Genomic DNA, 24,993 nt, shown 5'->3' with positions numbered 1-24,993 from the left:
GGATGCCCGGGACCTGGATGGAGGGATAATGGCTGATCGATTGGAGATGACTTCGGACCTGATCGAGTATGTCTGCCAGCATGGGACCCGGGAATCCGCTCCGCTTAAAAAACTCCGGCGGAGGACGCAGAACCTGCCAGAGGCCGGTATGCGCGTACCTCAGGAACAGGGGCAGCTTCTCCATTTCCTGATCAAAACCCTCAATGCCTCCAAGGTGATGGAGCTTGGCGTTTTTACAGGCTACAGCAGTCTTTGGATGGCCTCCGCCCTTCCTGATGATGGCAAGCTGATTGCCATCGACAAGAGTGAAGATTGGCAGAGCCTTGCGGAGGCGCACTGGCAAGAGGCAGGAGTGCGCGACAAGATCGACTTCAAGGTCGGGCGGGCCGTGGACATAATGGAAGCGCTTCTGACCAAGGGCGAGGCAGGCACATTCGATCTGATCTTCGTCGATGCCGACAAGAAGAACTACACCACTTACTACGAGCTGGCGCTCAAGCTGTTGAGTACTGGCGGCATTATGGTGTTTGACAATATCTTGCGCCTGGGCGACGTGGTGGATCCGGAAGTGCAGGATCCGGCTGTCGATGATATCCGGGCATTGAACGAGCATTTACACGAAGATGACCGTGTGGTCATTTCGATGCTGCCATTTTCGGACGGGCTGACTCTTGTGCTGAAAACGTCATAAAAAAGAGATGGAAGTCTTCGTAAGTGCAAAGGGCTGGCGACTGCTTTGCAGGATGGACAGGGCCGAGGGGGAATAGGTGCTTTATTATATTATACGCCGGATACTGACGATGGTCCCAACCTTGTTGGTGATCAGCTTTTTGACTTTTCTCATCATCGAACTTCCCACCGGCGACTATATCTCCAACCAGATTGCTGCATTGAAGTCTTCCGGCGAGAGTTCCTCTGTCGCCAAGCTCGAATTCCTGCGCAAGGAATTTTCCCTCGACCGGCCGTTTTTCGAGCGGTACCTGATCTGGGTCGGGCTCTGGCCCGGACCTCACGGCTTTGACGGATTGATCCAGGGCAATTGGGGCTGGTCCTTCGAATTCGACAAGCCTGTGGAACAGGTGATCGGGCCGACGCTGCCGCTGACGGTCGTGCTCAACTTCGCCACCATTCTCTTCGTCTATGTGGTCTCGTTTCCGATCGGGATCTATTCCGCGACGCGGCAGTATTCCTGGGGCGATTACGGCTTCACGTTCCTCGGCTATATCGGCCTGGCTACACCCAACTTCCTGCTCGCGCTGATCCTGCTTTACTGCTTCAACCGCTGGTTCGGCCTTTCCGTCGGCGGTCTGATGGACCCGCAATATATCGACCAGCCCTGGAGCTTCGACAAGGCGATGTCGGTGCTGGCCCACCTGATCGTGCCGACCATCGTTATCGGAACCTCCGGCACAGCGGGGATGATCCGGCGCCTGCGCGCCAACCTGCTTGACGAGCTTCACAAGCAATATGTCACCACCGGCCGGGCCAAGGGTCTTAAAGAGAACCAGCTTCTGGTCAAATATCCGCTGCGCATGGCCATCAACCCCTTCATCGCCGATATCGGCAATCTGATCCCGTCGCTGGTTTCCGGCTCGGTGATCGTTTCCGTGGTGATGAGCCTGCCGACGGTCGGGCCGGTGCTGGTCTCCGCGCTTCAGTCCCAGGACCAGTTCCTTTCCGGCTTCATCCTGCTCTTCGTCGCCGTCCTGACCCTCATCGGCATGCTGATCTCCGATCTTCTGCTGGCGGTGCTCGATCCGCGAATCCGGCTCGGCGGGAGGGCGTCGACATGACGATGGACGTGAAGAACACTCCGGTACGCGAGGTCGAGCATTACGTCGATCCGACGCCGTTCAACCCGGCTGTCACCGAGGAAATGACGCCGGAACAGGAGCGCTTCTATCAGGCCTCCCAGTGGCAGATCATGTGGTGGAAGTTCAAGCGCCACAAGATTGCCGTCTGGTCCGGCGTGGTGCTGATCCTGTTCTATCTCTGCGTTCCTTTCGCCGAGGTGATCGCGCCCTATGGCGCCAACAGCCGCGACAGCCTGCATCTCTATGCGCCGCCGCAACCGGTCCACCTGTTCCATGAGGGCTCTTTCGTCGGCCCCTTCGTCTACGGCATGACCTCGGAAATCGACATGGAGACCCTGCAATGGGTGTTCAAGGACGATCCGGCACAGGTTCAGAAACTGCGCTTTTTCTGCAGCGGGGCGAAATACAAGTTCTGGGGCCAATGGGATGCGACCTTCCATCTGGTCTGCCCGGCGGAGGGCGGAACCATGTTCCTGCTCGGAACGGACCGCCTTGGCCGCGACCAGTTCTCCGGCCTTGTCTACGGCGCTCGCCTGTCGCTCACCGTCGGTCTGATCGGCGTTGTCATATCCATTGTCCTCGGGCTGTTCTTTGGCGGCATCGCCGGCTATTTCGGCGGCTGGCTCGACAGCATGATCCAGCGCGCGATCGAGATCATCCGCTCCCTGCCGGAGCTGCCTTTGTGGATGGCGCTATCCGCCGCCTTGCCGGTCACCTGGAGCCCGGTCTGGATCTATTTCGGCCTGACCGTCATCCTCGGCCTCCTCGACTGGCCGGGGCTTGCCCGCGCCGTGCGCTCCAAGCTCTTGTCCCTGCGCGAAGAGGAATATGCCAAGGCGGCCGTGCTTATGGGGGCCAAACCCGGACGCGTGATCACCCGTCACCTGCTGCCGGGCTTCACCAGCCACATCATCGCCTCGGCGACCCTGTCGATCCCGTCGATGATCCTGGGCGAAACCGCGCTTTCCTACCTCAATCTCGGCCTGCGCCGTCCCGCCGTTTCCTGGGGCGTACTTCTGAACGAGGCGCAGAATATCTCGGTCGTCACCGTCTATCCCTGGCTGATGGCGCCGGTCATCCCGATCATCATCGTGGTGCTGGCGTTCAATTTCCTCGGCGACGGTTTGCGCGACGCGGCAGATCCCTATAAGTGAGTGCCCTGAGACCAATTAATTGATCCGGCGGGCCCCTCAGGCCCGCCTTTGCCGTCAGGAAGATACCCATGTCGAAAAACGCCACCACCGCCGAAGGCTGGGACGAGGAATATGAAGCCGGCCGCTGGGCCTTCCTGCGCTCGCTTCCCGAAAGCGGGCGTTATGGCATCATCGGCATGTGGTTGAACCTGACGAATACCATGGAAGACGTGCTCGACATCGGCTGCGGCGAAGGCCTGCTCTACGAGCGCCTGCAGCCCATGGGCATCAAGCGCTACGTCGGCATCGATCTTTCCCCGGCCTCGCTCCAGATCGCAAACGTCGATCCCGCTATCGCCAGCCTGCGCGCAAGCGACATGCACATGTTCGAGCCGCAGGCGGGCGAAAGCTTCTCCGCGATCGTCTTCAACGAAGTCCTGCACTTTGCTGAAGATCCGGCAGCTCTCGTTGCCCGCTATGTGCCGTTCCTGAAGGATGACGGCGTCATCGCGCTCTCCATGTATTCGCCGAAACGGCCGGAATCGGGTGCCAACAAGCTGATCAACCGCCTCTGGGAAGCGACCGACGATGCGGCCAGGTGGGAAGTCCTCGACGACTACCGGCTGGTTTCGGACAAGAAAGGCGTCACTTGGCGTATGCGGCTGGTGAAGCCGGTCGCCTGACAAGATCGCATCAAACACAGACCTCATCCTGAGGAAGCGCGAAGCGCTGTCTCGAAGGATGGGCCGCTTGCTCTGAAGTTCGCGGCCCATCCTTCGAGACGGACTTGACGGTCCTCCTCAGGATGAGGTTTTGGAATAGTGGCCGCGCACTTAAGTCGGCAACACCACAATCGTTGACTTGCCCCCCTTGTTGCGGAGGGCATGGACGTCTGTCAGATACGGATCTTCCCGCCAGGCCTTGGCGGCCTCCGCATTCGGGAAGGACAGCAGGGCAATGACGTCGGGCGCATCACCGGCTGCTTCCAGAACCAGCGGCTCCGGGTCGGCGGCGACGACGCTGCCGCCGTGGCGGGCGAGGGCGCCGGCGGCCTTCTCGCGGTAGGCGCCGAGGGCTTCGCGGTCGGTGACGGTGATCATGGCAAGGGCTTGAACGGTCATCTCAGGTCTCCTCTGTTGAGAAGTGAAAACCCTAGCGCAGCATCTGATTGCGAAAAATTCTTCAAATCAGAAATCAAAATGTGCAAAAATGCACACCATGCAAAGTTGGGACGATCTGAAGTACGTGCTCGCCGTCGCCAGTGCGGGCAATCTCACAAAGGCGGCCAGAAGTCTCGGCGTGACCCATTCCACGGTGTCGCGGCGTCTCTCCGCGTTCGAGGAGGAACTGGGCGCGCGCCTGTTCGACAGGTTGCCGGATGGATTTGTGCCGACGGCGGCCGGCGAGGAGGCGGTGCAGGCTGCCCGGCGGATGGAAGAGGAGATGCTCGCCCTCGACACCCGCATCACGGCACGGGACGCCGGGCTGGAAGGGCCTCTCAGGGTAACGGCCGCGCAACTTCTCTTCCAGGTGCAGGTGGCCGAAATCATGCAGCAATTCGCCGAGCAGCATCCGCGCATCGAACTGGAGATGATCGCCGCCAACGAGAAGCTGAGCTTGCACAGGCGTGAGGCCGATATCGCCGTTCGCGTAACGGACACACCGGACGAAAATCTTTTTGGCCGTCTGGCCACGGGTCAGAACCGTTGTTTTTACATGTCGAAGGAAATGGCGCGCCGCACGCGCGAGGTGATGGCCGTGAGCGACGAGAACGTGCCGCTTGCCTGTGTCAGCTTCAAATGGTGGGGGAGGGGCGTGCCGAAGGAAATCCGCGCCCGTTATCCGGCCGCCTATGTCAGCCTCGTCACCGACGACATGATTGCCATGATGGCGGCGGTCAAGGCGGGGATGGGGATCGGCCGGCTGCCATGCTTTCTAGGAGATCCGGACCCGGACCTGATGCGTGTGCCCGGCTTCGAGCCAAACCGCTATCTCGACATCTGGGTGCTGACCCACCCGGACCTGAAGAACGTCGCCCGCATCAGCACTTTCCTGCGCTTTGCCGCCGATGCATTCAAGGCACGGAGCGGGCTTTATCTCGGAAATTGACCCTGTGGCGTCAGATCCAGCGGCGAACCTTGCCGAGATAGGCTTCGTACTCTGCCCCGAAGAGCTTTCTGAGGCTTGTCTCTTCCGGTTTGATCTGGAATTCGGTCATGTACCAGACAAACCCCGGGACGATGAGAAGGGCGACAGGCGTGCCCCAATAAACGGCAAGGGCAAGCAATAGCAGCAAAAGGCCGAGATACATCGGATTGCGGCTGATGCGATAGATGCCGTTTGTCACCAGTGCCGAGGCCGTTTCCGGAGCCATCGGGTTGACCGTGGTTTTCCTTCCTGCAAATTCCATGACGGCTTTGACACCCGGAAGGAGGCCGGCGAGCGCAAGAAGGATTGCCAGAACCGTTCTTCCCGGCAGGAACAGGCGAAGGCCCGGCAGCAGCCAGACCGCGGCCCAAAGTAAAGCGGCTGCAATCAGAAAAACGGCGACCGGCGGGATTTTCAGTTTCATCCTAGGCTCTTTGACGGAAGAGTTCGATGGGCTGGCCATGGGGCGTTGCCTTTGCAGCCGCATCCCAGGCCGTTTTCAGCCCGGCGAGTTCGCGGGAGCCAGCGACACCTTTTTGGGTAAGCAGCTTTTCGAAAGCCGCCAGCCAGTGGTCGTAATAGCCTTCCGACACGCCGCTGCCGTCTCCGTCCTTTGCCAATTCAGCTCCAAGCGTCTCCGCCCATTCGCTCCACGAGAAGACACCAGCCTCATGGGCCTGCAGCGTCATGGCGAAGACCCGCGCCTCCCAGGGGGCGCCGAAAACCGGGCCGCCGTCTTGGTCCAGCGGCAGGCGGGGCGTCTCGCGGACAGCATCAGGCAAGGTCAAGATAGGGCTCCCAGAGATCGATGCGCAGCGTCAGTTTCGGATCGCTGTCCGGCCCCCAGATATCCGTGCCCTTGAAGAGGACACCGTAGAGCCAGGCCGGCTGTTCACCGCTGCCATGGGCATTGCTGTCCGGAAAGACGTGGACGCCATGGATCGCCTCGATCGTGCCGGCAGCATCGCGGGCATAGCGGGGCAGGCGGGTGTGGTGCTCCGGATGCATGCGCCTGGTGCGCACCCTGTCGCCGACCCGGAAGCGGGCGGGCTGATGCATCTCCCGGTCGACCGGTGCCCCCTTGGCCAGAACGCCGGGGACGGCATTGGCAGACAGGACACGTTTGACCGGCTTTGATGTTTCGAGCTTGTTACCTGTCTTGAGTTCTTCCGGTGAGACGAGGCCATTCTCGACCACGAGTTTCTCCAGGCCCCTGGTCCAGATCTCGTAATAGGACGACGACAGATAGACAGCCGGGGGCAGCGTCTCCCGGGCAAAGCGCGAGGCATCCAGCGTCCACGAACCGGTCGCGCCCATGGCCAGCGTCACGGCAAAGGCGCGCTCTTCCCACCTGGCATGGAAATTCGGCTCGTTGTCTTCCAGCTCGATCGGGCCGAAACCCATCTGGCCGCCGAGATCCTGTGCCCCGTTCATGCAGCGTCGTCCAGGTTTGCCGGATCGAGCGCAAGGCCGGTGCCGATCATGCTGTTGCGGGTGACGAGTTCGGCGAGTTGTTCTTCGTCCCAGCCGTCCGTGCCCTCGGGACGCTGCGGGATCACCAGATAGCGGACCTCCGCCGTTGAGTCCCAGACACGGATCTCCGTTTCTTCCGGCAATGCCACACCGAATTCCGCCAGGATACCGCGCGGGTCGCGCACGGCGCGGGAGCGGTAGGGGGCGGATTTGTACCAGACCGGCGGCAGGCCCAGCACCGTCCAAGGGTAGCAGGAGCAGAGCGTGCAGACGACCATGTTGTGGGTGGTCTCCGTGTTCTCTACCGCCACCATGTGCTCACCTTGGCGGCCGGTGAAACCGAATTCGGCAATCGCTGCCGTCGCATCCTCTTTCAGGCGCGCGCGGTAGTCCGGATCGGCCCAGGCTTTGGCAACAACGCGGGCACCGTTTTTGGGTCCGATCTTCGTTTCATAGGTCTCGATCAGGGCATCGAGAGCGGGCGGATCGATATAGCCCTTCTCGGTCAGGAGCGTTTCCAGGGCGCGCACGCGCAGCTCGATATCGCTGAGCTCGGAATGGTCGTGATCGTGGGAATGATCGTGATCGTGGCCGGACATGGAGGGCTCCTCGCTGGCTGGGAGCCCATATGAGATCGCAGGCCGTGCACTGTCAATTCAAACACGTATGGTGGTCCCGAATTACGCGGCACCTGTCATTCCGGATCGGCGTTCGACTTTGTCTCACTTATCCGGAATGACGGTGAAAGGCCGATAGGCTCAGAGCATATTGGTTACAAATGTAACTATTTGATCTAGATCAAGGCGGTTCCGGAAAATCTTCATATAGTTACATATGTAACTAATTTGGAGGAGCGGTCCCATGAAGATCGAGCAGATGCATCACGTCGCCTACCGGTGCAAGGACGCCAAGGAAACCGTCGAATGGTACGGCAAGATGCTGAACATGGATTTTGTTCTGGCGATTGCCGAGGACCATGTGCCCTCCACCCACGATCCCGATCCCTACATGCACGTCTTCCTGGATGCGGGTAACGGCAACGTGCTCGCCTTCTTCGAGCTGCCGACCAAGCCGGAAATGGGCTTCGACCCGAACACGCCGCGCTGGGTGCAGCATATCGCATTCAAGGTGAAGGACCGGGACGAGCTGATCGAATTCAAGGAGCATCTTGAAAAGAACGGCGTCGAAGTGCTGGGCGTTACCGACCATTCGATCTTCCATTCCATCTATTTCTTCGACCCCAACGGCCACCGCGTGGAACTCGCCTGCCCGGATCCGGAAGAAGACCGGCTGCTGGCCCGCCTCGACGAGGTCAAGTGGCAGATGCTGGAGGAATGGTCGAAGACCAAGAAAGCCCCGAAACATGCCGAATGGCTACATGCCAAAGAGCTGGCCGATGTGTGAGCGCGACGAATGCATCAATTGCGGCAATTGCCGCTCCATCGAAACGGCCCTGACGGCTGCAGGAGAACAAGCCGATGTTTCAAACCTATCAATATCCGGAATTCAGCTACACGCAGTCGGAAGAGCAGCGGACGGGAACAGTCAGGCGGCATCCGGTGGTGGTGATTGGCGCTGGACCGATCGGCCTGACGGCCGCTCTTGATTTCGCCCAAAGGGGCATTCCAACTGTCGTTCTGGACGACAACAACACGGTTTCCGTCGGTTCGCGCGCCGTCTGTTATGCCAAACGGCCGCTGGAAATCTGGGACCGGCTCGACTGTGCCACCCGCATGATCGACAAGGGCATCAAGTGGAAGATCGGCAAGGTCTTCTTCCGCGACGATCTCACCTATACCTTCGATCTCCTGCCCGAAGACGGTCACAAGATCCCGGCCTTCATCAACCTCCAGCAGTATTATCTGGAGGAATACATAGTGGACGAGGCGGCAAAATCGAACCTCATCGACCTGCGCTGGAAGCATAAGCTCCTGAACCTCACGCAAGGAGCGGACTTTGCCACGCTGACCGTGGAAACGCCGGACGGGGTCTTCAAGATGGAGGCGGATTGGGTGGTGGCCTGTGACGGTGCCAATTCCGATACCCGCAGGATGGTCGGTGCCGGCTTCTCCGGCCAGTTCTTCCAGGACCGGTTCCTGATCGCCGACATCATCATAAAGGCGGACTTTCCGACAGAGCGCTGGTTCTGGTTCGACCCGCCCTTCCATCGCGGCCAGTCGACCCTCCTGCACAAGCAATGCGATGATGTCTGGCGGCTTGACTTCCAGCTCGGCTGGGAAGCCGATCCGGAAGAGGAGAAGAAGCCGGAAAACATTATCCCGCGCGTCAAGGCGATGCTGGGCGAGGAGAGGGAATTCGAGCTGGAATGGGCTTCGGTCTACCAGTTCGCCTGCCGGCGGATCGACAGGTTCCGCTATGGGCGGGTGCTCTTTGCCGGCGATGCCGCGCATCAGGTCTCGCCTTTCGGCGCCCGCGGCGCCAATACCGGCGTCCAGGACATCGACAATCTCGGCTGGAAGCTGAAGCTGGTTCTGGACGGCGATGCGCCTGAAAGCCTGATCGACAGCTACCACGCGGAGCGGGCTTTCGCGGCCGACGACAATCTGCTGAACTCTACCCGTTCGACAGACTTCATAACGCCGAAGAGCGAAGCCTCGCGCCGGTTCCGCGATGCCGTATTGGAGCTGTCGGAAGTGTCGGACTTCGCCAAGCCGCTTGTCAATTCCGGACGCCTGTCAGCGCCGACGCCCTATGCGGAGAGCCCACTCAACACCGAAGACGAGTCGAGCTTTGCCGGTTCCATGACCCCGGGTAGCTGCTGTTCGGATGCCCCGGTTACGGTGAACGGCGCGGACACCTGGTTTCTCAACCAGATCGGCGACGGTTTCACCTTGCTGGTCTTTGGCGACGAGGTAGCTGACGATGTCGCAAGTGGCAACGTGAAGGCACGGGTGCTTCGGGTTGGCAAGGACCTCCAGGACGCCGGCGGCAAACTGGCGGAGCGCTATGACGGCGCGCCGGGGACCGTCTACCTGATCCGTCCGGACCAGCATGTCGCTGCCCGCTGGCGCTATTTCAACGACAACAAGGTGGAAGCCGCCTTGAAAACCGCGATGGGAGGCGCTTGAGCGATGCCACTCGAACTGACCCGCAACCTGCCGGATCCGGATGGCTTTTACGAGCATCTCGTCTCCAGCCAGCGCCACATGAGCGACGAGGAAGCGTGCCGCATGAATGCAAGGCTGATCCTGATCCTCGCCAACCAGATCGGCGATCTGCAGGTACTCAAAGCGGCCATCGACTTCGCTGCCGATCCGAAGGGATACGAGAGGAAAGCGGCGGCGTAGAAAGGAGAGGGTCTCAATTCCCTCCATCGTCTTCCCGGCCAAGCGCAGCGCGAGCCGGGACCGGTGAGCCACAGCACAATTAGTTGGTGAACCATTTCCGCTAACGGCAGTGGCTCTCCGGTCCCGGATCTCCGCTGCGCTGCGTCCGGGATGACGAAGGAGAGGTGGATACCGGTGGCGTTCGCTAGAGACCTCAATTTACCCTCCCAACCCGGCATTCTCCCGCGTGAACCACTGCCCACTCTCTGACGCCCTTGTGTGTTGCAAGGGATTCTCCCCTGGGGGAATCTCCGCCAAGCCGTTTTTCTTTCGCTGAAGGCGGCGGCACACTGGGAGCTCTTTGAAGGATGTTGGAGGCCGGGGTGAAGATCGGGCTGGGCGGCGGGTGCCACTGGTGTACGGAAGCCGTCTTTCAGGCAATTGCGGGCATATCGAACGTGGACCAGGGCTTCATCCGCTCAGATCCGCCCGAGGATGCATGGTCTGAAGCCGTTCTCGTCACCTTCGATCCCGAGGCATTGCCGCTGGAAGCGCTGATCGAGATCCACCTCAGGACCCATTCCAGCACCTCCCGCCACAAGATGCGCGGCAAGTACCGCAGCGCGATCTATGTCTATGACGCGGGAACCGGCGTGAAGGTCGGCCGTATCCTGCGCCAGCTGCAGCACAGCTTTGATGAGCCACTGATCACCAGTGTCCTGACGCTGGCGAAATTCCGGTCCTCCGACGAACGCTTCCAGAACTATTATGCGAGCGGACCCGAACGGCCGTTCTGCAAGACCTATATCGACCCGAAACTCTCCCTCCTGCGCCGGCAATACGGCGCAATGCTCAAACCGGAGATGGTTGAGGCGGCGGAGTAGGGAGTGTCTCTTCAGGGATGCGGATGTGGAAAGCCATGGCGCGCCGTCAGCGCTGCCAGGATGGCGTCCTTGTCATTGATGAAGCCACCCTCGGCCAGGACCAGCACCGGCAGGCTCTGGTTTTCTTTCCCGAGAAGTTCGACGACCTCCTGCCGCGGACGTGCCCAGGCAATGCGGTGGACATCGAGTTTCGCGGCAAGCTCCGGGAACGAGGCCAGCACGCCTTCCATCAGCGCGCAGTGCCAGCAGTAGAACGTCTTGCCCGGATAGGCCGGGTCTTCAAAGCCGGGGGCGAGAAGGTAGAGCGTATCTTTCATGCCGGGTCCTCGAAACATGCCGAAGTCAGTCCGTTTATTCCGCGAATAGCGATTTCACGTCCGGCCATTCCGCCCCCTCGTGATGGGCGGCGATCGCCAGAAACTCTTCCAGAAACTCGAAACTCGCCTCGTCATGCACAAGGTGATGCGTCAGCAGGCCGAGGGGTTCGGATCCGGTGTTGCGCCGCCGGGTCAGCTGCAGGTCGAAACGCAGATGCGCGCTGCGCCAGCCGATGAAACGGACCTGTTTCTTCCACTTCAGGATATCGACATGGGACTGCACCTGATGGGCGCGCGGGAAATTGTGCCAGGTGAAGGTGGAAAGGCCGGACAGGCCGATGCCGGGCAGGCGGCGGGAGATGCCGGGATTGATGCGGTTCCAGGGCGGGACCATCGCAGGAATGAACTGGTCGTTGAAAAGGGCTTTCAGAAAGTCGCGGCCTTCGGTGAGCTGTGCCATCAGCTCCTCTGGGTCACGGCGGGAACCGAGTTCGGCGGCTTTCTCGCCGAGATCCTTGCGCTGAAAGTTTCTGTGCTGCCAGCCATGCTGCAGGACGAGCGCATGCGGCTCCTCTTTCAGCCGCTCTGCCAGCGCTTCCGTCGCGTCCTTCGGGATGACAGCAAGGGCAAGGTCCACATCGTGCCGGTTTGCGAGCTCCAGCATCCGGTCAAGAATGGGTGTCGGCTCGATGGCATCGTCATCCCGCCACCAGAAGCGCACCTTGCGGCCGCGCTCCGCGAACCAGTCGAGATGATGGGTCAGTTCCTGCCGGAAGTACTGCAGGTCGGACGTCATGCCTGCCGGTCCTTCAGGTCTTGCAGGAGAATGCGGGCGCTCTCCTCCGCTCCGCCAAGGCGGACGGAATGCCTGTTGCGGCGGAGGGCAAGGGCGTCATCGATGGCGCCTGCCAGACGCTCAGGTGTCAGGTTTTCCTCCGGCGTGACGATTGCGCGGCCGTGTTTGGCCAGTGCTTCGGCGCGCTGGGTCTGCTCGGTCTCGTTGATCTGCGCGAAGGGCACGAAGACGGCCGGAACGCCGGCCATCAGGATATCGAGCACGGTGTTGTAACCCGCCTGGCTGACGGAAAGACGCGCGCGCTTCAAAAGCTCGGGAAAATCCCGCCGGGCCCGCTCTACGATAACACCTTCGGAGGCGCTGCTTTGGTAGATTGCAAAGGCATCGTCGGAAATGTCATGACCGATCAGGATGCGCCAGGGCGTATCTTCCGCCCGGCGGGAGAGCGGCTTTGCTTCCAGCGCTGCGGAAAGTAGGCTTTCGGCAACTGCGCCGCCGCCGCAGGAGATGATGACCTCGTCCTCGCCGTCGCTGCCCTCGGCCGGCGGGCGCTCGCCGCCGCCGACATAACCGGTGTAGCGTACCAGGTGGTCGACTTCCTCGGCAAAGGGGAAGCTGTCGGCGAGGCGGATGAAATCCGGGTCGGAATGGATCAGGATGCGGTCATAGAATGTCAGCGCCTGATCCGCCATCCAGCGCTCCTTCCAGAGTTGCTTCTTGCGCACGAGGATGTCGCGGATGGAGGTTCCGATCAGCGGCGGTCTGGGACGCGCCTTGGCAGCCTCCAGCAGCGGCGTCATCTCGAAATCGAGCTGCCGCCGGCCGAAGGGATAGGTTTCGGTCAGGAGGAGGTCGTAGTCCGCAGCTTCAAGCACTTGAATCGATTTCTGAACGCGGGCCGATTTCCAATTATCGTCAATATCTTCATTGTCTAAAGTAACAAGTCGCTTGAAGGTGGCATCCGGGCTTTTGCAGGCCGGGAGTTCAACAATCTTCAGAGGCCCGGTGTCCAGCGTTGGCGGAATGCGGTTGCCGCTGGCCAGCGTCACCTCCACGCCCTCGGCCGCAAGCGCCTTGCCGATGGCCGCAGCCCGGACGACATGACCGGTACCGAGCAGATGCTGCACATGAATGAGGGCCTTGAGCGTCATGTGTCTCGTGTCTCCCGGCGGCGACGGTGATTGCGGATCGCCTTCTCCGCAAGGGCCTCGAGCCGTGCAGCGCCTGCCTGCAGCGTATGGATCGCGAGGATATGCTGGCGTGCGGCATTGCCCATGCGGTCGGCAAGCGCGGGCTCCTGCAGCACCAGCTTGAGGTTCGCTGCCAGGGCGGCGGCATCGCCTTCCGCAGACAGCAGTCCGGTCTCGCCGTCGCGGACAATGTCGGGCACACCGAACGTGTCGCCGGCGACAACGCCGACACCTGCCGCCTGGGCTTCCAGCAGCACCAGCCCGAAGGCTTCGCGGATGGCCGGCCAGACGAAAAGGTCGTGGCGGGCGTAGTGCTGTGGCAGGTCCTCGCCTGAAAGCGCGCCGAGCCAGGTGATCCGTTCAGGCGGGAAGAGGCCGAGGACATGAGCACGTGCCGGCCCGTCACCGATCAGGGTCAGGTGCCAGGGCATGTCGCGGACTTGGGACAGCGCCTCGGCAAGGACCTCGAAGGAACGCTGTTTGTCACCCTCGCGCATCATGCCGACGGCAAGCAGTTTCAAAGGCGGCGCGGCAAGAGGCTTGGCATCTTGCGATGCTTTCAGGAACGGCTCGGCATCCAGGAACGGCAGCAGCACGGAAAGGCACCGGTGCGGCACCACGGCGGCCAGGCACTCGGCATCCGCATTGTGGATCGCGGCAACCGCATCGGCGCGGGCAAGGGCGGCGTCTGCAGCGGCAAAGCCGAATGCCCAGTCGCCTGTCCGCCGTTTCGGCGCGCGGCTCGCCTCGACAATGGCGTAGGGCAGGTCGAACCGGTCGGCAAGCGCCGGGCCGATCCAGTCTGGAGCCTTGTGGTAGAGGTGATAGGTCAGGAACAGGTCCGGCCGGTAACCGCTCTGGTCCCATTCCGCCGCGATCCGGTCCGCTTCGGCATGTGCCTCGCCGCGCACACCGGCCTGGAGGGCATCGCTGCCCTCCTTGCGCCAGGCGCGAAAGGTGCTGGCGATAGTCACCTCATGGCCAAGGCTCTCAAGCGCCTTCACGATCAACCGTCCCATCGTCCGGTCGCCGGAAGGCACCGGATGATCCAGCGGTTTCATCGGGGCGGTGAAAGCGATTCTCATGAATTTCCCTGGGATCGGCTGCGTCACAGCACCTTACGAAACTTTTCGGCGAGCCGGTCAAGGCCCGGGTCTGTCGAAAAGTCGCTCCGCACCCGTTTTGCCGCCGCAAGGCCGAGACGGTGACGGATGTCAGGGGCCGCAATAAGGCGCACCAGTTCCCTGGCCAGATCCTCCGCTGCGCCCGGCGCAACCAGAACGCCGGTCTCGCCGTCCCGGATCAGCTCCGGGATCGCCGAAACCCGGGTGGAAAGGCAGCAGAGCCCCATGGACTGGGCTTCCATCAGCACATTCGGCAGTCCGTCCCGGTCGCCGGATTTGGCGAGCTTCGACGGCAGGACAAAGAGGTCCGAAATCCGGCAGGCTTCGATCACCGCCTCGCGCGGTTGCGCCCCGCGCCAGGTAATCCGGGACGACAGACCGAGCGCATCCGCCTGCGCCTTGAGGGCATCCGACAATTCACCGCCGCCGACATGAGTGAAATGCCAGTTGAGCGTTGCCGGAAGCTTGGAGAGCGCAACAAGCAGATCGTCATAGCCCTTCTTCTCAACGGCGCGGCCAACCGAGACGAGTCGCACCGGCTCGCTGCTGCCGTCACGGGTCGAAGGTGTGTCAGAGGGTTCCGGAAACCCGGAAAAGTCGAGCCCGTGATAGAGCAGTTCGACCTTTTCAGGCGTGTCGGCGAGGCCTCTCAGATGCTCGACGTTGACGGCTGTGCAGGTGACGCCCCAGGCGGCATCGTTGATCTTGGTCCTGAGATCCCACTCCGGGCTGGTCCAGATGTCCTTGGCATGGGCCGAGAACGACCATGGCCGGCCGGAAAGATGCGCCGCGTAGCGCGACGCGGAGCAGGGCGTGTGCAGGTAGTGGGTGTAGATCCACTTCACGTCGTCCGGCAGCTCGTGTGCGAAGACACAGCCCTGTGCCCACCGGCGACGGCGGTCGGCGGTCGGCTGCTGTGCAAAATCGGCATCGAAAAGCGCTTTTGCCGCAAAAAAGGCCGGCTGTTTCTCAGCCCAGCGTTTTGCCCGCGCGACCCGCGCCGGATCGTCCTTCACATATTCAGGCAGGTACATGACGTCTGCAGAGATCTGCCGGTGCAACTCGTGGACATAGGGGTCGTAGGGCTTACGAAGGGCAACGATCAGGATCTCGATCCCCCGCCGTTCCAACCCCAGCATTTCCTGGGCGATAAAGGTTTCGGAGAGGCGTGGATAGCCTTTGACCACAACGGCGATACGGGACATCAGCAGCTCTTGTGATTTGGGGGGCTGGCGGCTGGAGCATTTGGGCAGCAGTCAGCGGTTGGATGTCCCATCGTCTCAAATCGAACATCCGCTGATCTGCACGGCTCAGAAATTGACCAGTTTCCTGTTGGCGTTCTGTTGCTCGTCGAAAATCTCGCCCACCCGGGCGGTGATGACCTCGAGACCACCGAGCAGGTTGTCGACGCCTGCGGAGGAGGGCGGCGCCATGTCCGGCAACTCGGAAAGGGCGGTCGCCATAAGGTCCGGATCCGGATAGCGGTCGATCGGCAGAACCTTCAGGAGGCCGCTCTGTTCGGCCCGTTCTGCTCGGATCGCCTGCTCACGGCGCGGGATCACACGCGGCACCATCAGTGTCGGTTTGTCGAAGGAGAGGATCTCGCAGAAGGTGTTGTAGCCGCCCATGCCGACAATCGCGGTAGCGTTCGCCAAATAGGGTTCGATCTGCGGCGTGAAACGGATGATCTCGACGTCGCGCAGATGTTCCGCCCGTTCGCTGAACTGGGCCGCCGCCGCGGCCGGCATGAAGGGGCCAAGCACGATGAGTGCGGGGAAGAGCGGCCGCTGGCGGGCTTCATAAGCGCGCATCACCCAGTCGACCATTTCGACGCCGTCACCGCCGCCGCCTGGTGTCACCAGGATATAGGGCTCGTCGTCGAAGGGGGCGGGTGCCGGGTTGTCGCGTGCGGATTTCGGCATGTCACGGCGCAGGAACCCGGTGTAGCGCAGCTTGTCGTGGACGGAGCGGGGCAGGTCGATGCCCTCCAGCGGATCGCAGATATCCCCCGGTCCGTAGATCCAGATCTCGTCATAAAGGTCCTTGAGCGCGGGATAGACGTGCTTGCGCTCCCATTCCTCCTTCAGCACCTGCGGGTCGTCCATGACATCGCGCAAGCCGAGCACCAGCCGGGTATCCGTGTCCTTCAGCGCCTCGAGCGTGCGCAGAACTTCGCCGCGCAAACCCAGGGGTTCCTTGTCGACGATGAAGATGTCCGGGTCGAAAACCTTTGCGGTGTGTTCGATGATCGACGAGCGGATGGCGAGGGTCTGGTCGATATTTATGTGCAGTGACAGGGGCGTGTATTCGCCGTTGCGCAGCTTGATGACGCCCGGGATACGGACGAAGTCGACGCGCGAGCGGAATTCGAAACTGCCGATGATCGGCGAGCCAGACAGGATCAGGACGGAAAGCGTGTCGAAGTCGCCAACCAGGGACTGGGCGATCGCCCTGCAGCGCCGCAAATGGCCAAGCCCGAAGGAATCATGGCTGTAAATGAGGATCTTCGGCGTCTTGGAACTCATACTGCCCCTAAATTTGTAAAGCTGCCCCGCGAGGCTTATGTCTCAAGATATTGGTCTTTGTCACGCGCGGATATGTCTTGACACGGGACTTTTGACAAGGAACGGTCTGCGGACCTTTTTAAGCGCCCTTTTAAGTGGTTGTGGCAAATGCTAATCCTGGCTGGCACATCGAACTCATGGGGCTAATATACCAAATATGATCTGCTTGAACATGTTTGATCCATGTCTGTCTGGATGAGCTGATGGAAAAGAGCCTTTTTGGTTTTATCTGGAAATACAGCGCCCGGCAGCAGATTTTCATTCTCCTGGTCACTGTGCTCACCTACCCGGTGGTCTATGTGCTTCTGGAACTGCCGAAGCTGATCGTCAACGACGCGGTCCAGGGTGACAATTTTCCCAGAAATATCATGGGCTTCGATTTCGATCAGACGCCCTATCTGTTTCTACTCTGTTTCACCTTCCTGTTTCTTGTCGTTGTCTCCAACGGCCTGAAATTCTACCTCAACGTCTTCAAGGGTCGCCTCGGTGAGCGCATGCTGCGGCGGTTGCGCTTCGAGTTGTTCCAGCGGGTGCTGCGCTTCCGATTGCCGCACTTCCGGAAAGTCAGTTCCGGCGAGATCATCCCGATGATCACATCCGAGGTGGAGGATGTGGGCGGCTATATCGGTGAAGCCTTCGCGCTGCCCGCCTACCAGGGCGGCATGCTGGTCGTGCAGCTCGGTTTCATCTTCATGCAGGACCCGCTCCTGGGCCTTGCCGCCGTCAGCTCCTATCCGATCCAGGGCTATGTCATTCCGGTTCTGCAGCGCAAGGTGGTGCTGCTGTCGCGCCAGAGAGTGCGCAACATCCGTGTTATCGCCGACAAGGTGGGCGAGAGCATCACGGGGGTTGCCGAAATCCACGCCAACGATGCGGCGGCCTGGCATTCGGCGGATATTTCCGACCGGCTCTACGAGAACTTCAAGATCCGGTACGACATCTTCAACCGGAAATTCCTGATCAAGTTCCTCAACAACTTCATGAACCAGCTGACGCCGTTCTTCTTCTATCTGATCGGCGGCTACCTGGTGATCCAGGGCAACCTGAGCATCGGTGCGCTTCTGGCGGTGATTGCCGCCTACAAGGATCTGGCGGGCCCGTGGAAGGAGCTTCTGTCTTTCTATCAGATGACCGCAGATGTCAGCGTCAAGTACCAGACAGTTGTCGAGAATTTCGATCCGCCGGACATTTACGACACCGAGCGGCTGACGTCGGACGACCAGGTCGAGCTTTCGGGAGACCTCAAGCTTGAGAACGTTACCTTCTCAGGTGGTGCGGCAGGCCAGGAAGTGGCCGATGTGAGCTTGACCGTGCCGGCGGGCAGCGCCTGTGCCATCATCGGGCCTGACGGATCGGGACGCTCGGAAGTGCTTCAACTGGCCGCGGGGCTGGTGTCGGCCGTAGGCGGCAAGGTCTGCATCGGCGATCACGACCTGGACAAGCTGACCGATTCCACTCTAGGCCGCGAAATCGCCTATGTCGGCGGGGCTGTTCATGTATGGACCGGGACGATCCGCGACAACCTCTACTACGGTCTGCGGCACAGGCCGCTTGTGCCTCCCGTTCGCGAAGGCGAGGTGCTGAAGAATTACAAGCGGCGCCTTTCCGAAGCCAAGGAAACCCGCAACCCCACCTATGACCTTGCAGCCCTGTGGGACGACTTCAAGGCCGCGGATGTCGATGGCGAGCCTGCGCTCGATGCCAAGGCGCTGGACCTGCTGCACGTGGTGCAACTGGACAAGGACATTTATCGCCTCGGTCTGCAATCCCGGTTCGATCCGGCCATGGACGATGGGTTTGCGGAAAAGATCCTCAATGTCCGCAAGGCTCTGGCGGACAGGATCGCAAGTGAATCATCGCTTGGCGGACTGGTGGAGCTCTGGCATCCGGACCGCTTCAACTCCAGCGCAAGTCTGGCAGAAAATCTTTTCTTCGCGATGCCGTCCGATCCGGAAATCACCATGGACCAGGTGCCTGATCTGGCCGAGGTGAAGACGTTCCTGTCGGAGACCGGTTTCGATAAAAAACTGCAGCAGATCGGACTGAAGATCGCCGAGACCATGCTGGAACTGTTCTCCAACGTCTCCGGTGACAGCGGCCTGCTCGGCACCTATTCCTTCATCACTCTGGACGAGATCCCCGATTTCGAGCGGATCGTGCGCGTTGCGAAATCAGAACAACAACGTCCTGGGCTCAGCGACGCGGACCGGTCGCGCCTGACCGGACTTGCCTTCAAGCTTGTTCCCGCCCGCCATCGCCTCGGTGTGATGAGCGATGAGCTGAAGGAAGACATCATCGCCGCCCGCAAGCGATTCCTCGAAGAGGTGGTTCGCACGAGCGACAGCTTTGCCGCCTTCGATCCGGATGTCTACCTGCCACCGCTGACGATCGAGGACAACCTGTTGTTCGGCCGCGCAAGGGTCGACCGGCGCGATGCCCGCCGGCGGATCGACGACGTGATCCGCACGATTGTCGAGGAAACGGGCCTGCGCAAACCGATCATCTACGCAGGCTTCGGCTACCATGTCGGCGTCTCCGGGTCCCGGTTGTCGGCAGGTCAGCGCCGCAAGATCGCGCTGGTGCGCGGGCTTCTGAAAAACGCAAAAATCACCATATTGGATGATATCGCCACCGGCACGACGGATGAAGACAAGACACTGCGGGACGGCCTGCGGGAGATCCTGTCCGGGAAGACGTTCCTATATGGTACGTCCAATGCCGATATCGCAGCGGAATTCGACCGGCGTTTCGTCTTCGACCAGGGACGGCTTGCGGACAAAGGATGAGGTCATGGCGATGAAGACAGGCAGGTGGCGGATCTGCGGATCGCAGATGAACGGCCCGGAGCGGGCGAGCCGGAACAGCGACAATCGGGGGAGAAGAACATGACACTGGAAACCGAAGTCGAAGCGCTTCGAAAGGTCCCGCTTTTCCGCGGTATCGACGAGACCAAGCTGCGGCTTCTGGCCTTCATCAGCGACCGGACCGAATACCCGTCCGGCGAACGTCTCTGCTCCCAGGGGGAGGAGGGGGATTGCGCTTTCATCATCCTGTCGGGTGATGCGGATGTGCTCGTGAATACGCCGGAAGGCGAAAAAAAAGTCGCGCAGGTTTCGGAAAATTCAATTGTTGGCGAAATCGCCATTCTGTGCGACGTACCAAGAACCGCAACGCTTGTTGCCGCGAACAACATGGATGTTCTGACCGTTTCGAAGGACGATTTCTTGAAACTTCTGAAGGAATTTCCGGATATCTCGTTGGAGGTGATGCGGACTTTGGCGTTGCGGCTGGAGCGGACCACCCGCGACCTGGCCGATGCGCGCCGGGGCGCTTCCGGCGGATAGGGCCAGTTTCTGGGGAGTAACACGTGGCTGAGGAATTTTCGCTTCGTTGCTGGGGCGTGAGAGGATCAACCCCGACGCCGGGATCGAGTACGCTCCGGTATGGCGGCGAAACTTCCTGCTTCGAGATCCGGGCCGGGGATGCACTGGTGCTGGTCGATTGCGGATCGGGAGCCCGGAACCTGGGCATGGAGATCTGCCGCTGCGGAACGAAATCCTTCGACCTGCTCTTCACCCACACGCATCTCGACCACATCTGCGGTCTGCCCTTTTTCAAGCCTGCCTACGATCCGAGCTTTTCCGTGACCGCGTGGGCAGGTCACTTCCAGGACGAAACCAGCCTGGTCGACATTGTCAGCCGGATCATGTCGCCGCCAATTTTTCCGGTCGCGGCGAAGACGCTGAAGGCGGTCGAATTCAAGTCGTTCACCGCAGGCGAGAATATTCCCAGAACCGACGGACTGGTCATCCGCACAACCAAGCTCAACCATCCGGGCGGGGCGTGCGGCTACAGGTTCGAATACGGCGGAAAGTCGATCTGCATCATCACCGACCATGAACATGGCGATCCGGAAATCGATGCAGCCCTGCCGGACTTCGTCCGCAATTGCGATGTCATGATCTATGACGCCATGTTCACCGACGACGAGTACCAGACCTACAAGGGCTGGGGCCATTCCACCTGGCAGAAGGCGGTGCAGCTGGCGCGGGTCAGCAACGTCAAGACGCCGGTCCTGTTCCATCATGACCCGCGCCGCTCCGATGACGAGCTCGATGAAATCGGTCTTGCTGCCCAAAACGCCTATCCGGGAACGCTGGTTGCCAGCGAGGGCATGATCCTAAAGCCCTGATCCGGGCGAACCGTCGACTTCAATTAAAAAAAAGGCGGCCAAAACGGCCGCCTACAAAAGACTATCCTTTAAAAATAGATCGATCGCCTGTTGCTGGAATGCGGGAATTCCATAGCTGCAACCGGACTGCAATCCCACGCAACTTGAAATACCATTGCATGCGATCACCGGATACGATCATTAGTTGTTTACAGGGTGTATACATTAAGTGCATGGTCCAAATGGACTACGTAGCGGCAATTCAATCGGCGAAGTCGCCGGGCGACAGTCGGTAACAGGCAGAAATATAAAGGCTTTCCGGGGGAGAGATGTGGCCGTCTCCGCAGAAAAATACATCCAACTTTCCAATCTCGCGGTTTCCGCGGCCATGGACCCGCAGCTGTGGCAGCCGTTTCTCGACGATCTGGGACAGGCACTTGGTACACAGGTCTGCACGCAGCTGATCGGCTACGACAAGCTGACCGGTACTGCTCCACTTGCCTTCGCCTCAGGTTACGAGCCCGCGATCCTGGATCTCTATCAGGGGACCTATGCCGACAAGAACCCCTTCGCCGCCAATTTTGCTCAATGCCCTATTGGCGATGTCATTACCACGCACCAGCTCTGCCCGCCTCAAACCCTGAAGAAGACCAGCTTCTACGCCGATCTGCTGTTGCCGATGGAGGACATTACCGCGGGCGGCGGGTCCATGCTGGCCTTTGATGCCGACCGGATGTTTCTGATCGGCGGCAACATGCGAGCCAGGGATCGCGACAGATATGAAGCCGACTGGCTTCGGCTCTGCGCCCAGCTGGCACCGGTCATCCGCCAGTCGTTGGAGATCAACCGGACGATCTCGGGCCTGTCGTTTGAAAAATGGGCGGCCGACCAGCATCTTCTCGGCAGCGGAACATCGGTTTTCGTGATCGATGGCGACCTCAGGATCCATTATGCCAGTGACGAAGGCCAGGGCCTGTTGCAGCAGGGCACTCTTGTCGGCTGCGGATTTGAGGAGCGCTTCGAATTCCGCTCTCAACGCGTTCAATCGGAATTTGCCGCCTTTACCCGTTTCCAGTCCCTGGGCGAGCACGACATCTTCCGCAATTGGCGGCTGCGGGATTCCCACGGCAAGGGGTGGGTCTGCCGGTCGATCGGAATGCGTCTTTCAGATCTCGACAAGGCTCCGTTCGGTGTCTTCATGACCCGGCCGCTTTCCGCGGTTCTTCTGGCAATCAGGCCGGAACCCTCCGGTCAGTCCCTGCAGCATCAGTTGCAGCAGGAATTCGGTCTCAGCCCCGCCGAAGCCGCCACGGCGCTGAAGCTTGCCGGCGGTGACACGCCGGCGGAAATCGCGCTGGCGCGGGGTGTCAGCATCCACACGGTCCGTAACCAGATCAAGGCGTCGCTCTCTAAAACCGACTGCCGGCGCCAAAGCGATCTTGTTCGAAAGGTTGAGCATTCGCGTTTGCGGGCCGGCGGCTAGAGCATCGTGCGTTCGGGAGAGCGCACTTAAGATGCTCTACCACTTCAAGATCGATCAGCTTTTGGACGCTCAACCGGGTCCGGTTGTGCGGCCTCTGATCTGGTTTCCAGAGTTTCGAAGCCTTCGGCAAGGACAGGTTCACGAAAGGTCACTTTCGCGAGCGGCTGCTTGCGCAAGCGCCGCTGCCAGTGGACACTCCGGTCAAACAATGAGAGCCGGTTCCGCAATGATCTCCCTTCTGGACACCTTCCGTTACATTCTGCGTGGCGGTCCCCCCGTAACCGGACTGCCCGATAGGGTCCGCAGCGAAATCCGGGCAAGGGAAGCGTCCTCGGAGCGGCTGATCAGCTGGGTGCAACTGGCGCTCGTCCTGTTCTTTTCAATGCTCTATGCCATTGCTCCGCGAGCCGAGGGCTCGTCCGGTTTTAATTTTGTGCCGATTGCGCTGGCTGCCTATTTCCTCTTCACCGTTTTGCGCCTGGTCCTGGCCTACCGCCACGAGCTGCCGCAGTGGTACTTGCTTATCTCGATCGGCGTCGACATGGCACTGCTGGTCGGCCTGATCTTCTCGTTCCACATACAATATGGTCAGCACCCGACTTTCTATCTGAAGACGCCGACACTGATGTATGTCTTCATTTTCATCGGCCTGAGGGCGCTGCGCTTTGACCCGCGCTTCGTGCTGACGACCGGACTGGTCGCGGTTGCCGGATGGCTTGGGCTGGTTTTCTATGCTGTGCTTTCCGACATGGACCGCATGCGCATTACCCGCAATTATGTGGAATATCTGACCGGGAACACCGTTTTGATCGGTGCTGAACTCGACAAGACGATGGTCATCCTGTCGGTGACGATCATCCTGTCCGTCGCGCTTTACCGGGGCCGGGCGATGCTGTTCGAGGCAACCCGCGACCATGCCGCCGCCACGGATCTGCGCCGTTTCTTCGCGCCGGAAGTCGCTGCTTCGATCACGGATGCCGATTCCCAGCTCCAGGCCGGTGAGGGCAGATTGCGGGACGCGGCAATCCTTTACGCGGATATCCGTTCCTTTACCTCGACCTCGGCCGGGCTGCCGCCCGCAATCGTGCTGGCGGTGCTGGCTGAATACCAGAATATGGCCGTCGACGTGATCACGGAAGAAGGCGGGCGTGTCGACAAGTTTCTCGGCGACGGCATCCTGGCAACCTTCGGTGCCGTGTACCCGTCCGGTACCTACGCAGCAGATGCCCTTCGGGCGGCTCAGCGTCTCGTCGCTTGTGCCGCAAATGAACAGCAGCGCTTCACACAGGCGGGCTGGCCGGGACATCTTGCCATTGGAACGGCGGTCGCTGCCGGTCCGGTCACCGTCGGCGTGATCGGCTCGAAGCGGCGGCTGGAATTCACCGTGATCGGCGATGCGGTCAATCGGGCGGCGAAGCTGGAAGATGCCAACAAGGCACAGAATTCCAAGGCTCTGACGGACAAGGCGACGTTCGAACTGGCAAGAACGCAGGGCTTCGATCTGCCTCTGATCGAAGATCGCACCGGCGTCACCGTCGCCGGGGTCAAACAGCCGCTCGACCTGATCGTGCTCGCCCGCTAATCCTGAAAGTTCAACCGGTTTTCTGCCCCTAAAGCCTATGCGGAAAGACTTGACCGGGACGTCATTCTCGGTCACTTTGCCGCTCAAGTTGACCTTCCCGTCAATGTGAAAGATTAAATTCATTGTTTTCAATGAATTACTATCTCTGGAGGCTGATGTGAAACTGGATTCAACCCTTGCCGCCATCGTGACCGGCGGCGCATCCGGATTGGGCGCTGCCACGGCTCGCATGCTGGCGGGCGAAGGCGTCAAGGTGACCCTGTTCGATCGGAACGCCGACCAGGGCGAGGCTGTCGCGGCCGAAATCGGCGGTGTCTTTGCCGATGTGGACGTGACCGGTCAGGAGAGCGTCGAGGCAGGCTTTGCGAAGGCACGCGCCGCGCACGGTCAGGAACGCATCCTGGTCAACTGCGCGGGCATCGCACCGGTGGCGAAGACGACCTCGCGCGGCGAGCCGCATCCGATGGACATGTTCGAGAAGGTGGTCGCCGTCAATCTGATCGGCTCCTTCCGCTGCCTTTCGATTGCCTCCACCGGCATGGCGACGCTCGACCCGGTGACCGCCGATGGCGGACGCGGTGTCATTGTCTCCACGGCATCGGTTGCCGCATTTGACGGTCAGATCGGTCAGGTCGCCTATGCCGCGTCCAAGGCCGGTGTCGCCGGCATGACGCTGCCGGTCGCCCGCGATCTCTCCAAGTCAGGCATCCGCGTCATGACGATTGCCCCTGGCATCTTCGAAACACCGATGCTGCTCGGCCTCTCGCAGGAGGTGCAGGAATCCCTCGGCCTGCAGGTGCCGTTCCCCTCCCGCCTCGGACGCGCCACAGAATATGCCCAGTTGGTCAAAGCAATCTGTGAAAACGACATGCTGAACGGCGAAACCGTCCGCCTCGACGGTGCCATCCGCATGGCGCCCCGGTAAACAGTGCAAGGCGAAGGCGCCTTCTTTCGGCGTCTCCGCCGGTCGTCCGGCAGGCGGGAAGACATGGTCCTCGTCGATGGCGGCCCCCTCGGTGCCAAAGTC

General features: G+C 60.7%; 26 protein-coding genes. 15 read left to right on the top strand and 11 right to left on the bottom strand.

What is annotated here, in order from left to right; translation table 11 throughout:
- Window positions 1-28 precede the first annotated feature (28 nt).
- The 4 genes from ACX3M4_RS08235 (at window position 29) to ACX3M4_RS08220 (ending at window position 3,630) form a co-directional block, all read left to right on the top strand.
- A complete protein-coding gene (locus ACX3M4_RS08235) occupies window positions 29-691 on the top strand; it encodes an O-methyltransferase (RefSeq protein ID WP_459358101.1) in 663 nt (220 codons plus the stop codon).
- Between the two features lie 76 nt (window positions 692-767).
- Complete coding sequence (locus ACX3M4_RS08230) at window positions 768-1,793, top strand: ABC transporter permease (RefSeq protein ID WP_459358100.1); 1,026 nt, start codon at window positions 768-770, stop codon at window positions 1,791-1,793.
- Complete coding sequence (locus tag ACX3M4_RS08225) at window positions 1,790-2,968, top strand: ABC transporter permease (RefSeq protein WP_459358099.1); 1,179 nt, start codon at window positions 1,790-1,792, stop codon at window positions 2,966-2,968. The genes ACX3M4_RS08230 and ACX3M4_RS08225 overlap by 4 nt, the downstream gene beginning before the upstream one ends.
- Before the next feature lie 68 nt (window positions 2,969-3,036).
- Window positions 3,037-3,630: a class I SAM-dependent methyltransferase gene (locus ACX3M4_RS08220; RefSeq protein ID WP_459358098.1), complete on the top strand. Its 594-nt coding sequence runs from the start codon at window positions 3,037-3,039 to the stop codon at window positions 3,628-3,630.
- A gap of 150 nt (window positions 3,631-3,780) precedes the next feature.
- On the opposite strand, the gene ACX3M4_RS08215 is transcribed toward ACX3M4_RS08220, so the two are convergent.
- Window positions 3,781-4,068, bottom strand: coding sequence for a DUF1330 domain-containing protein (locus ACX3M4_RS08215; protein ID WP_459358097.1), 288 nt, complete (start codon window positions 4,066-4,068; stop codon window positions 3,781-3,783).
- A gap of 88 nt (window positions 4,069-4,156) precedes the next feature.
- Between ACX3M4_RS08215 and ACX3M4_RS08210 the strand changes: the two genes are divergently transcribed.
- Window positions 4,157-5,056 (top strand): LysR family transcriptional regulator, encoded by a 900-nt coding sequence (locus ACX3M4_RS08210; RefSeq protein ID WP_459358096.1) that lies wholly within the window; start codon window positions 4,157-4,159, stop codon window positions 5,054-5,056.
- Window positions 5,057-5,066: 10 nt separating this feature from the next.
- Here the strand turns inward: ACX3M4_RS08210 and ACX3M4_RS08205 are convergent, their stop codons facing one another.
- Genes ACX3M4_RS08205 through nthA form a run of 4 tightly spaced genes read right to left on the bottom strand, consistent with a single transcriptional unit; the run spans window position 5,067 to window position 7,167 of the window.
- A complete protein-coding gene (locus ACX3M4_RS08205; protein ID WP_459358095.1) occupies window positions 5,067-5,519 on the bottom strand; it encodes a methyltransferase family protein in 453 nt (150 codons plus the stop codon).
- 1 nt (window position 5,520) lies between these two features.
- Window positions 5,521-5,883 (bottom strand): nitrile hydratase accessory protein, encoded by a 363-nt coding sequence (locus ACX3M4_RS08200; RefSeq protein ID WP_459358094.1) that lies wholly within the window; start codon window positions 5,881-5,883, stop codon window positions 5,521-5,523.
- On the bottom strand, window positions 5,870-6,529 hold the full coding sequence (gene nthB / locus ACX3M4_RS08195; RefSeq protein ID WP_459358093.1) for a nitrile hydratase subunit beta: 660 nt from the start codon (window positions 6,527-6,529) through the stop codon (window positions 5,870-5,872). The genes ACX3M4_RS08200 and nthB overlap by 14 nt, the downstream gene beginning before the upstream one ends.
- Complete coding sequence (gene nthA / locus ACX3M4_RS08190) at window positions 6,526-7,167, bottom strand: nitrile hydratase subunit alpha (RefSeq protein ID WP_459358092.1); 642 nt, start codon at window positions 7,165-7,167, stop codon at window positions 6,526-6,528. Before nthA ends, nthB begins: the two co-directional genes overlap by 4 nt.
- Before the next feature lie 262 nt (window positions 7,168-7,429).
- Here nthA and ACX3M4_RS08185 point away from each other — a divergent pair, with 262 nt between their 5' ends.
- From ACX3M4_RS08185 to ACX3M4_RS08170, 4 genes are all read left to right on the top strand, one after another.
- Window positions 7,430-7,972 (top strand): VOC family protein, encoded by a 543-nt coding sequence (locus tag ACX3M4_RS08185; protein WP_459358091.1) that lies wholly within the window; start codon window positions 7,430-7,432, stop codon window positions 7,970-7,972.
- Window positions 7,973-8,046: 74 nt separating this feature from the next.
- Window positions 8,047-9,657 (top strand): FAD-dependent oxidoreductase, encoded by a 1,611-nt coding sequence (locus ACX3M4_RS08180; protein WP_459358090.1) that lies wholly within the window; start codon window positions 8,047-8,049, stop codon window positions 9,655-9,657.
- 3 nt (window positions 9,658-9,660) lie between these two features.
- Window positions 9,661-9,876 (top strand): DUF2783 domain-containing protein, encoded by a 216-nt coding sequence (locus ACX3M4_RS08175; protein WP_459358089.1) that lies wholly within the window; start codon window positions 9,661-9,663, stop codon window positions 9,874-9,876.
- A gap of 362 nt (window positions 9,877-10,238) precedes the next feature.
- Window positions 10,239-10,739, top strand: a complete 501-nt coding sequence (locus ACX3M4_RS08170) for a peptide-methionine (S)-S-oxide reductase (protein WP_459358088.1) — start codon at window positions 10,239-10,241, stop codon at window positions 10,737-10,739.
- A gap of 11 nt (window positions 10,740-10,750) precedes the next feature.
- Here the strand turns inward: ACX3M4_RS08170 and ACX3M4_RS08165 are convergent, their stop codons facing one another.
- The 6 genes from ACX3M4_RS08165 to ACX3M4_RS08140 form a co-directional block, all read right to left on the bottom strand.
- Window positions 10,751-11,056 (bottom strand): DUF3088 domain-containing protein, encoded by a 306-nt coding sequence (locus tag ACX3M4_RS08165; protein WP_459358087.1) that lies wholly within the window; start codon window positions 11,054-11,056, stop codon window positions 10,751-10,753.
- Window positions 11,057-11,090: 34 nt separating this feature from the next.
- The gene (locus ACX3M4_RS08160) at window positions 11,091-11,852 is read right to left on the bottom strand and encodes a polysaccharide deacetylase family protein (RefSeq protein WP_459358086.1); all 762 of its coding nucleotides are present in this window, start codon (window positions 11,850-11,852) and stop codon (window positions 11,091-11,093) included.
- Window positions 11,849-13,003 (bottom strand): glycosyltransferase family protein, encoded by a 1,155-nt coding sequence (locus ACX3M4_RS08155; protein WP_459358085.1) that lies wholly within the window; start codon window positions 13,001-13,003, stop codon window positions 11,849-11,851. Before ACX3M4_RS08155 ends, ACX3M4_RS08160 begins: the two co-directional genes overlap by 4 nt.
- Complete coding sequence (locus tag ACX3M4_RS08150; protein WP_459358084.1) at window positions 13,000-14,127, bottom strand: glycosyltransferase family 4 protein; 1,128 nt, start codon at window positions 14,125-14,127, stop codon at window positions 13,000-13,002. The genes ACX3M4_RS08155 and ACX3M4_RS08150 overlap by 4 nt, the downstream gene beginning before the upstream one ends.
- A gap of 23 nt (window positions 14,128-14,150) precedes the next feature.
- Complete coding sequence (locus tag ACX3M4_RS08145) at window positions 14,151-15,371, bottom strand: glycosyltransferase family 4 protein (RefSeq protein WP_459358083.1); 1,221 nt, start codon at window positions 15,369-15,371, stop codon at window positions 14,151-14,153.
- 105 nt (window positions 15,372-15,476) lie between these two features.
- Window positions 15,477-16,691, bottom strand: coding sequence for a glycosyltransferase family protein (locus ACX3M4_RS08140; protein ID WP_459358082.1), 1,215 nt, complete (start codon window positions 16,689-16,691; stop codon window positions 15,477-15,479).
- Between the two features lie 242 nt (window positions 16,692-16,933).
- Between ACX3M4_RS08140 and ACX3M4_RS08135 the strand changes: the two genes are divergently transcribed.
- The 6 genes from ACX3M4_RS08135 to ACX3M4_RS08110 all read left to right on the top strand — a co-directional run bounded on the left by ACX3M4_RS08135 (window position 16,934) and on the right by ACX3M4_RS08110 (window position 24,891).
- Window positions 16,934-19,516: an ABC transporter transmembrane domain-containing protein gene (locus tag ACX3M4_RS08135; RefSeq protein ID WP_459358081.1), complete on the top strand. Its 2,583-nt coding sequence runs from the start codon at window positions 16,934-16,936 to the stop codon at window positions 19,514-19,516.
- Between the two features lie 99 nt (window positions 19,517-19,615).
- Window positions 19,616-20,074 carry a cyclic nucleotide-binding domain-containing protein gene (locus tag ACX3M4_RS08130; RefSeq protein ID WP_459358080.1) on the top strand — a complete coding sequence of 153 codons (459 nt, stop codon included), beginning with the start codon at window positions 19,616-19,618 and terminating at the stop codon, window positions 20,072-20,074.
- A 23-nt stretch (window positions 20,075-20,097) separates the two neighbouring features.
- The gene (locus tag ACX3M4_RS08125) at window positions 20,098-20,922 is read left to right on the top strand and encodes an MBL fold metallo-hydrolase (protein WP_459358079.1); all 825 of its coding nucleotides are present in this window, start codon (window positions 20,098-20,100) and stop codon (window positions 20,920-20,922) included.
- A gap of 310 nt (window positions 20,923-21,232) precedes the next feature.
- Window positions 21,233-22,384 (top strand): helix-turn-helix transcriptional regulator, encoded by a 1,152-nt coding sequence (locus ACX3M4_RS08120; protein ID WP_459358078.1) that lies wholly within the window; start codon window positions 21,233-21,235, stop codon window positions 22,382-22,384.
- A gap of 226 nt (window positions 22,385-22,610) precedes the next feature.
- Window positions 22,611-23,966: an adenylate/guanylate cyclase domain-containing protein gene (locus ACX3M4_RS08115; protein WP_459358077.1), complete on the top strand. Its 1,356-nt coding sequence runs from the start codon at window positions 22,611-22,613 to the stop codon at window positions 23,964-23,966.
- A 157-nt stretch (window positions 23,967-24,123) separates the two neighbouring features.
- Window positions 24,124-24,891, top strand: coding sequence for an SDR family NAD(P)-dependent oxidoreductase (locus ACX3M4_RS08110; RefSeq protein ID WP_459358076.1), 768 nt, complete (start codon window positions 24,124-24,126; stop codon window positions 24,889-24,891).
- The last annotated feature ends 102 nt before the right edge of the window (window positions 24,892-24,993 follow it).

Source organism: Roseibium sp. M-1 (assembly GCF_054515675.1).
The sequence above is the reverse complement of the archived record's forward strand: the minus strand, read 5'-3'. Positions and strand labels throughout refer to the sequence as shown.

Coding starts and splice junctions, on each gene's coding strand:
- ACX3M4_RS08235 (WP_459358101.1), top strand. CDS start 29: ATGGCTGATCGATTGGAGATGACTTCGGACCTGATCGAGTATGTCTGC.
- ACX3M4_RS08225 (WP_459358099.1), top strand. CDS start 1,790: ATGACGATGGACGTGAAGAACACTCCGGTACGCGAGGTCGAGCATTAC.
- ACX3M4_RS08220 (WP_459358098.1), top strand. CDS start 3,037: ATGTCGAAAAACGCCACCACCGCCGAAGGCTGGGACGAGGAATATGAA.
- ACX3M4_RS08215 (WP_459358097.1), bottom strand. CDS start 4,068: ATGACCGTTCAAGCCCTTGCCATGATCACCGTCACCGACCGCGAAGCC.
- ACX3M4_RS08210 (WP_459358096.1), top strand. CDS start 4,157: ATGCACACCATGCAAAGTTGGGACGATCTGAAGTACGTGCTCGCCGTC.
- ACX3M4_RS08205 (WP_459358095.1), bottom strand. CDS start 5,519: ATGAAACTGAAAATCCCGCCGGTCGCCGTTTTTCTGATTGCAGCCGCT.
- nthB (WP_459358093.1), bottom strand. CDS start 6,529: ATGAACGGGGCACAGGATCTCGGCGGCCAGATGGGTTTCGGCCCGATC.
- nthA (WP_459358092.1), bottom strand. CDS start 7,167: ATGTCCGGCCACGATCACGATCATTCCCACGATCACGACCATTCCGAG.
- ACX3M4_RS08185 (WP_459358091.1), top strand. CDS start 7,430: ATGAAGATCGAGCAGATGCATCACGTCGCCTACCGGTGCAAGGACGCC.
- ACX3M4_RS08180 (WP_459358090.1), top strand. CDS start 8,047: ATGTTTCAAACCTATCAATATCCGGAATTCAGCTACACGCAGTCGGAA.
- ACX3M4_RS08175 (WP_459358089.1), top strand. CDS start 9,661: ATGCCACTCGAACTGACCCGCAACCTGCCGGATCCGGATGGCTTTTAC.
- ACX3M4_RS08165 (WP_459358087.1), bottom strand. CDS start 11,056: ATGAAAGATACGCTCTACCTTCTCGCCCCCGGCTTTGAAGACCCGGCC.
- ACX3M4_RS08160 (WP_459358086.1), bottom strand. CDS start 11,852: ATGACGTCCGACCTGCAGTACTTCCGGCAGGAACTGACCCATCATCTC.
- ACX3M4_RS08155 (WP_459358085.1), bottom strand. CDS start 13,003: ATGACGCTCAAGGCCCTCATTCATGTGCAGCATCTGCTCGGTACCGGT.
- ACX3M4_RS08150 (WP_459358084.1), bottom strand. CDS start 14,127: ATGAGAATCGCTTTCACCGCCCCGATGAAACCGCTGGATCATCCGGTG.
- ACX3M4_RS08145 (WP_459358083.1), bottom strand. CDS start 15,371: ATGTCCCGTATCGCCGTTGTGGTCAAAGGCTATCCACGCCTCTCCGAA.
- ACX3M4_RS08140 (WP_459358082.1), bottom strand. CDS start 16,691: ATGAGTTCCAAGACGCCGAAGATCCTCATTTACAGCCATGATTCCTTC.
- ACX3M4_RS08135 (WP_459358081.1), top strand. CDS start 16,934: ATGGAAAAGAGCCTTTTTGGTTTTATCTGGAAATACAGCGCCCGGCAG.
- ACX3M4_RS08130 (WP_459358080.1), top strand. CDS start 19,616: ATGACACTGGAAACCGAAGTCGAAGCGCTTCGAAAGGTCCCGCTTTTC.
- ACX3M4_RS08115 (WP_459358077.1), top strand. CDS start 22,611: ATGATCTCCCTTCTGGACACCTTCCGTTACATTCTGCGTGGCGGTCCC.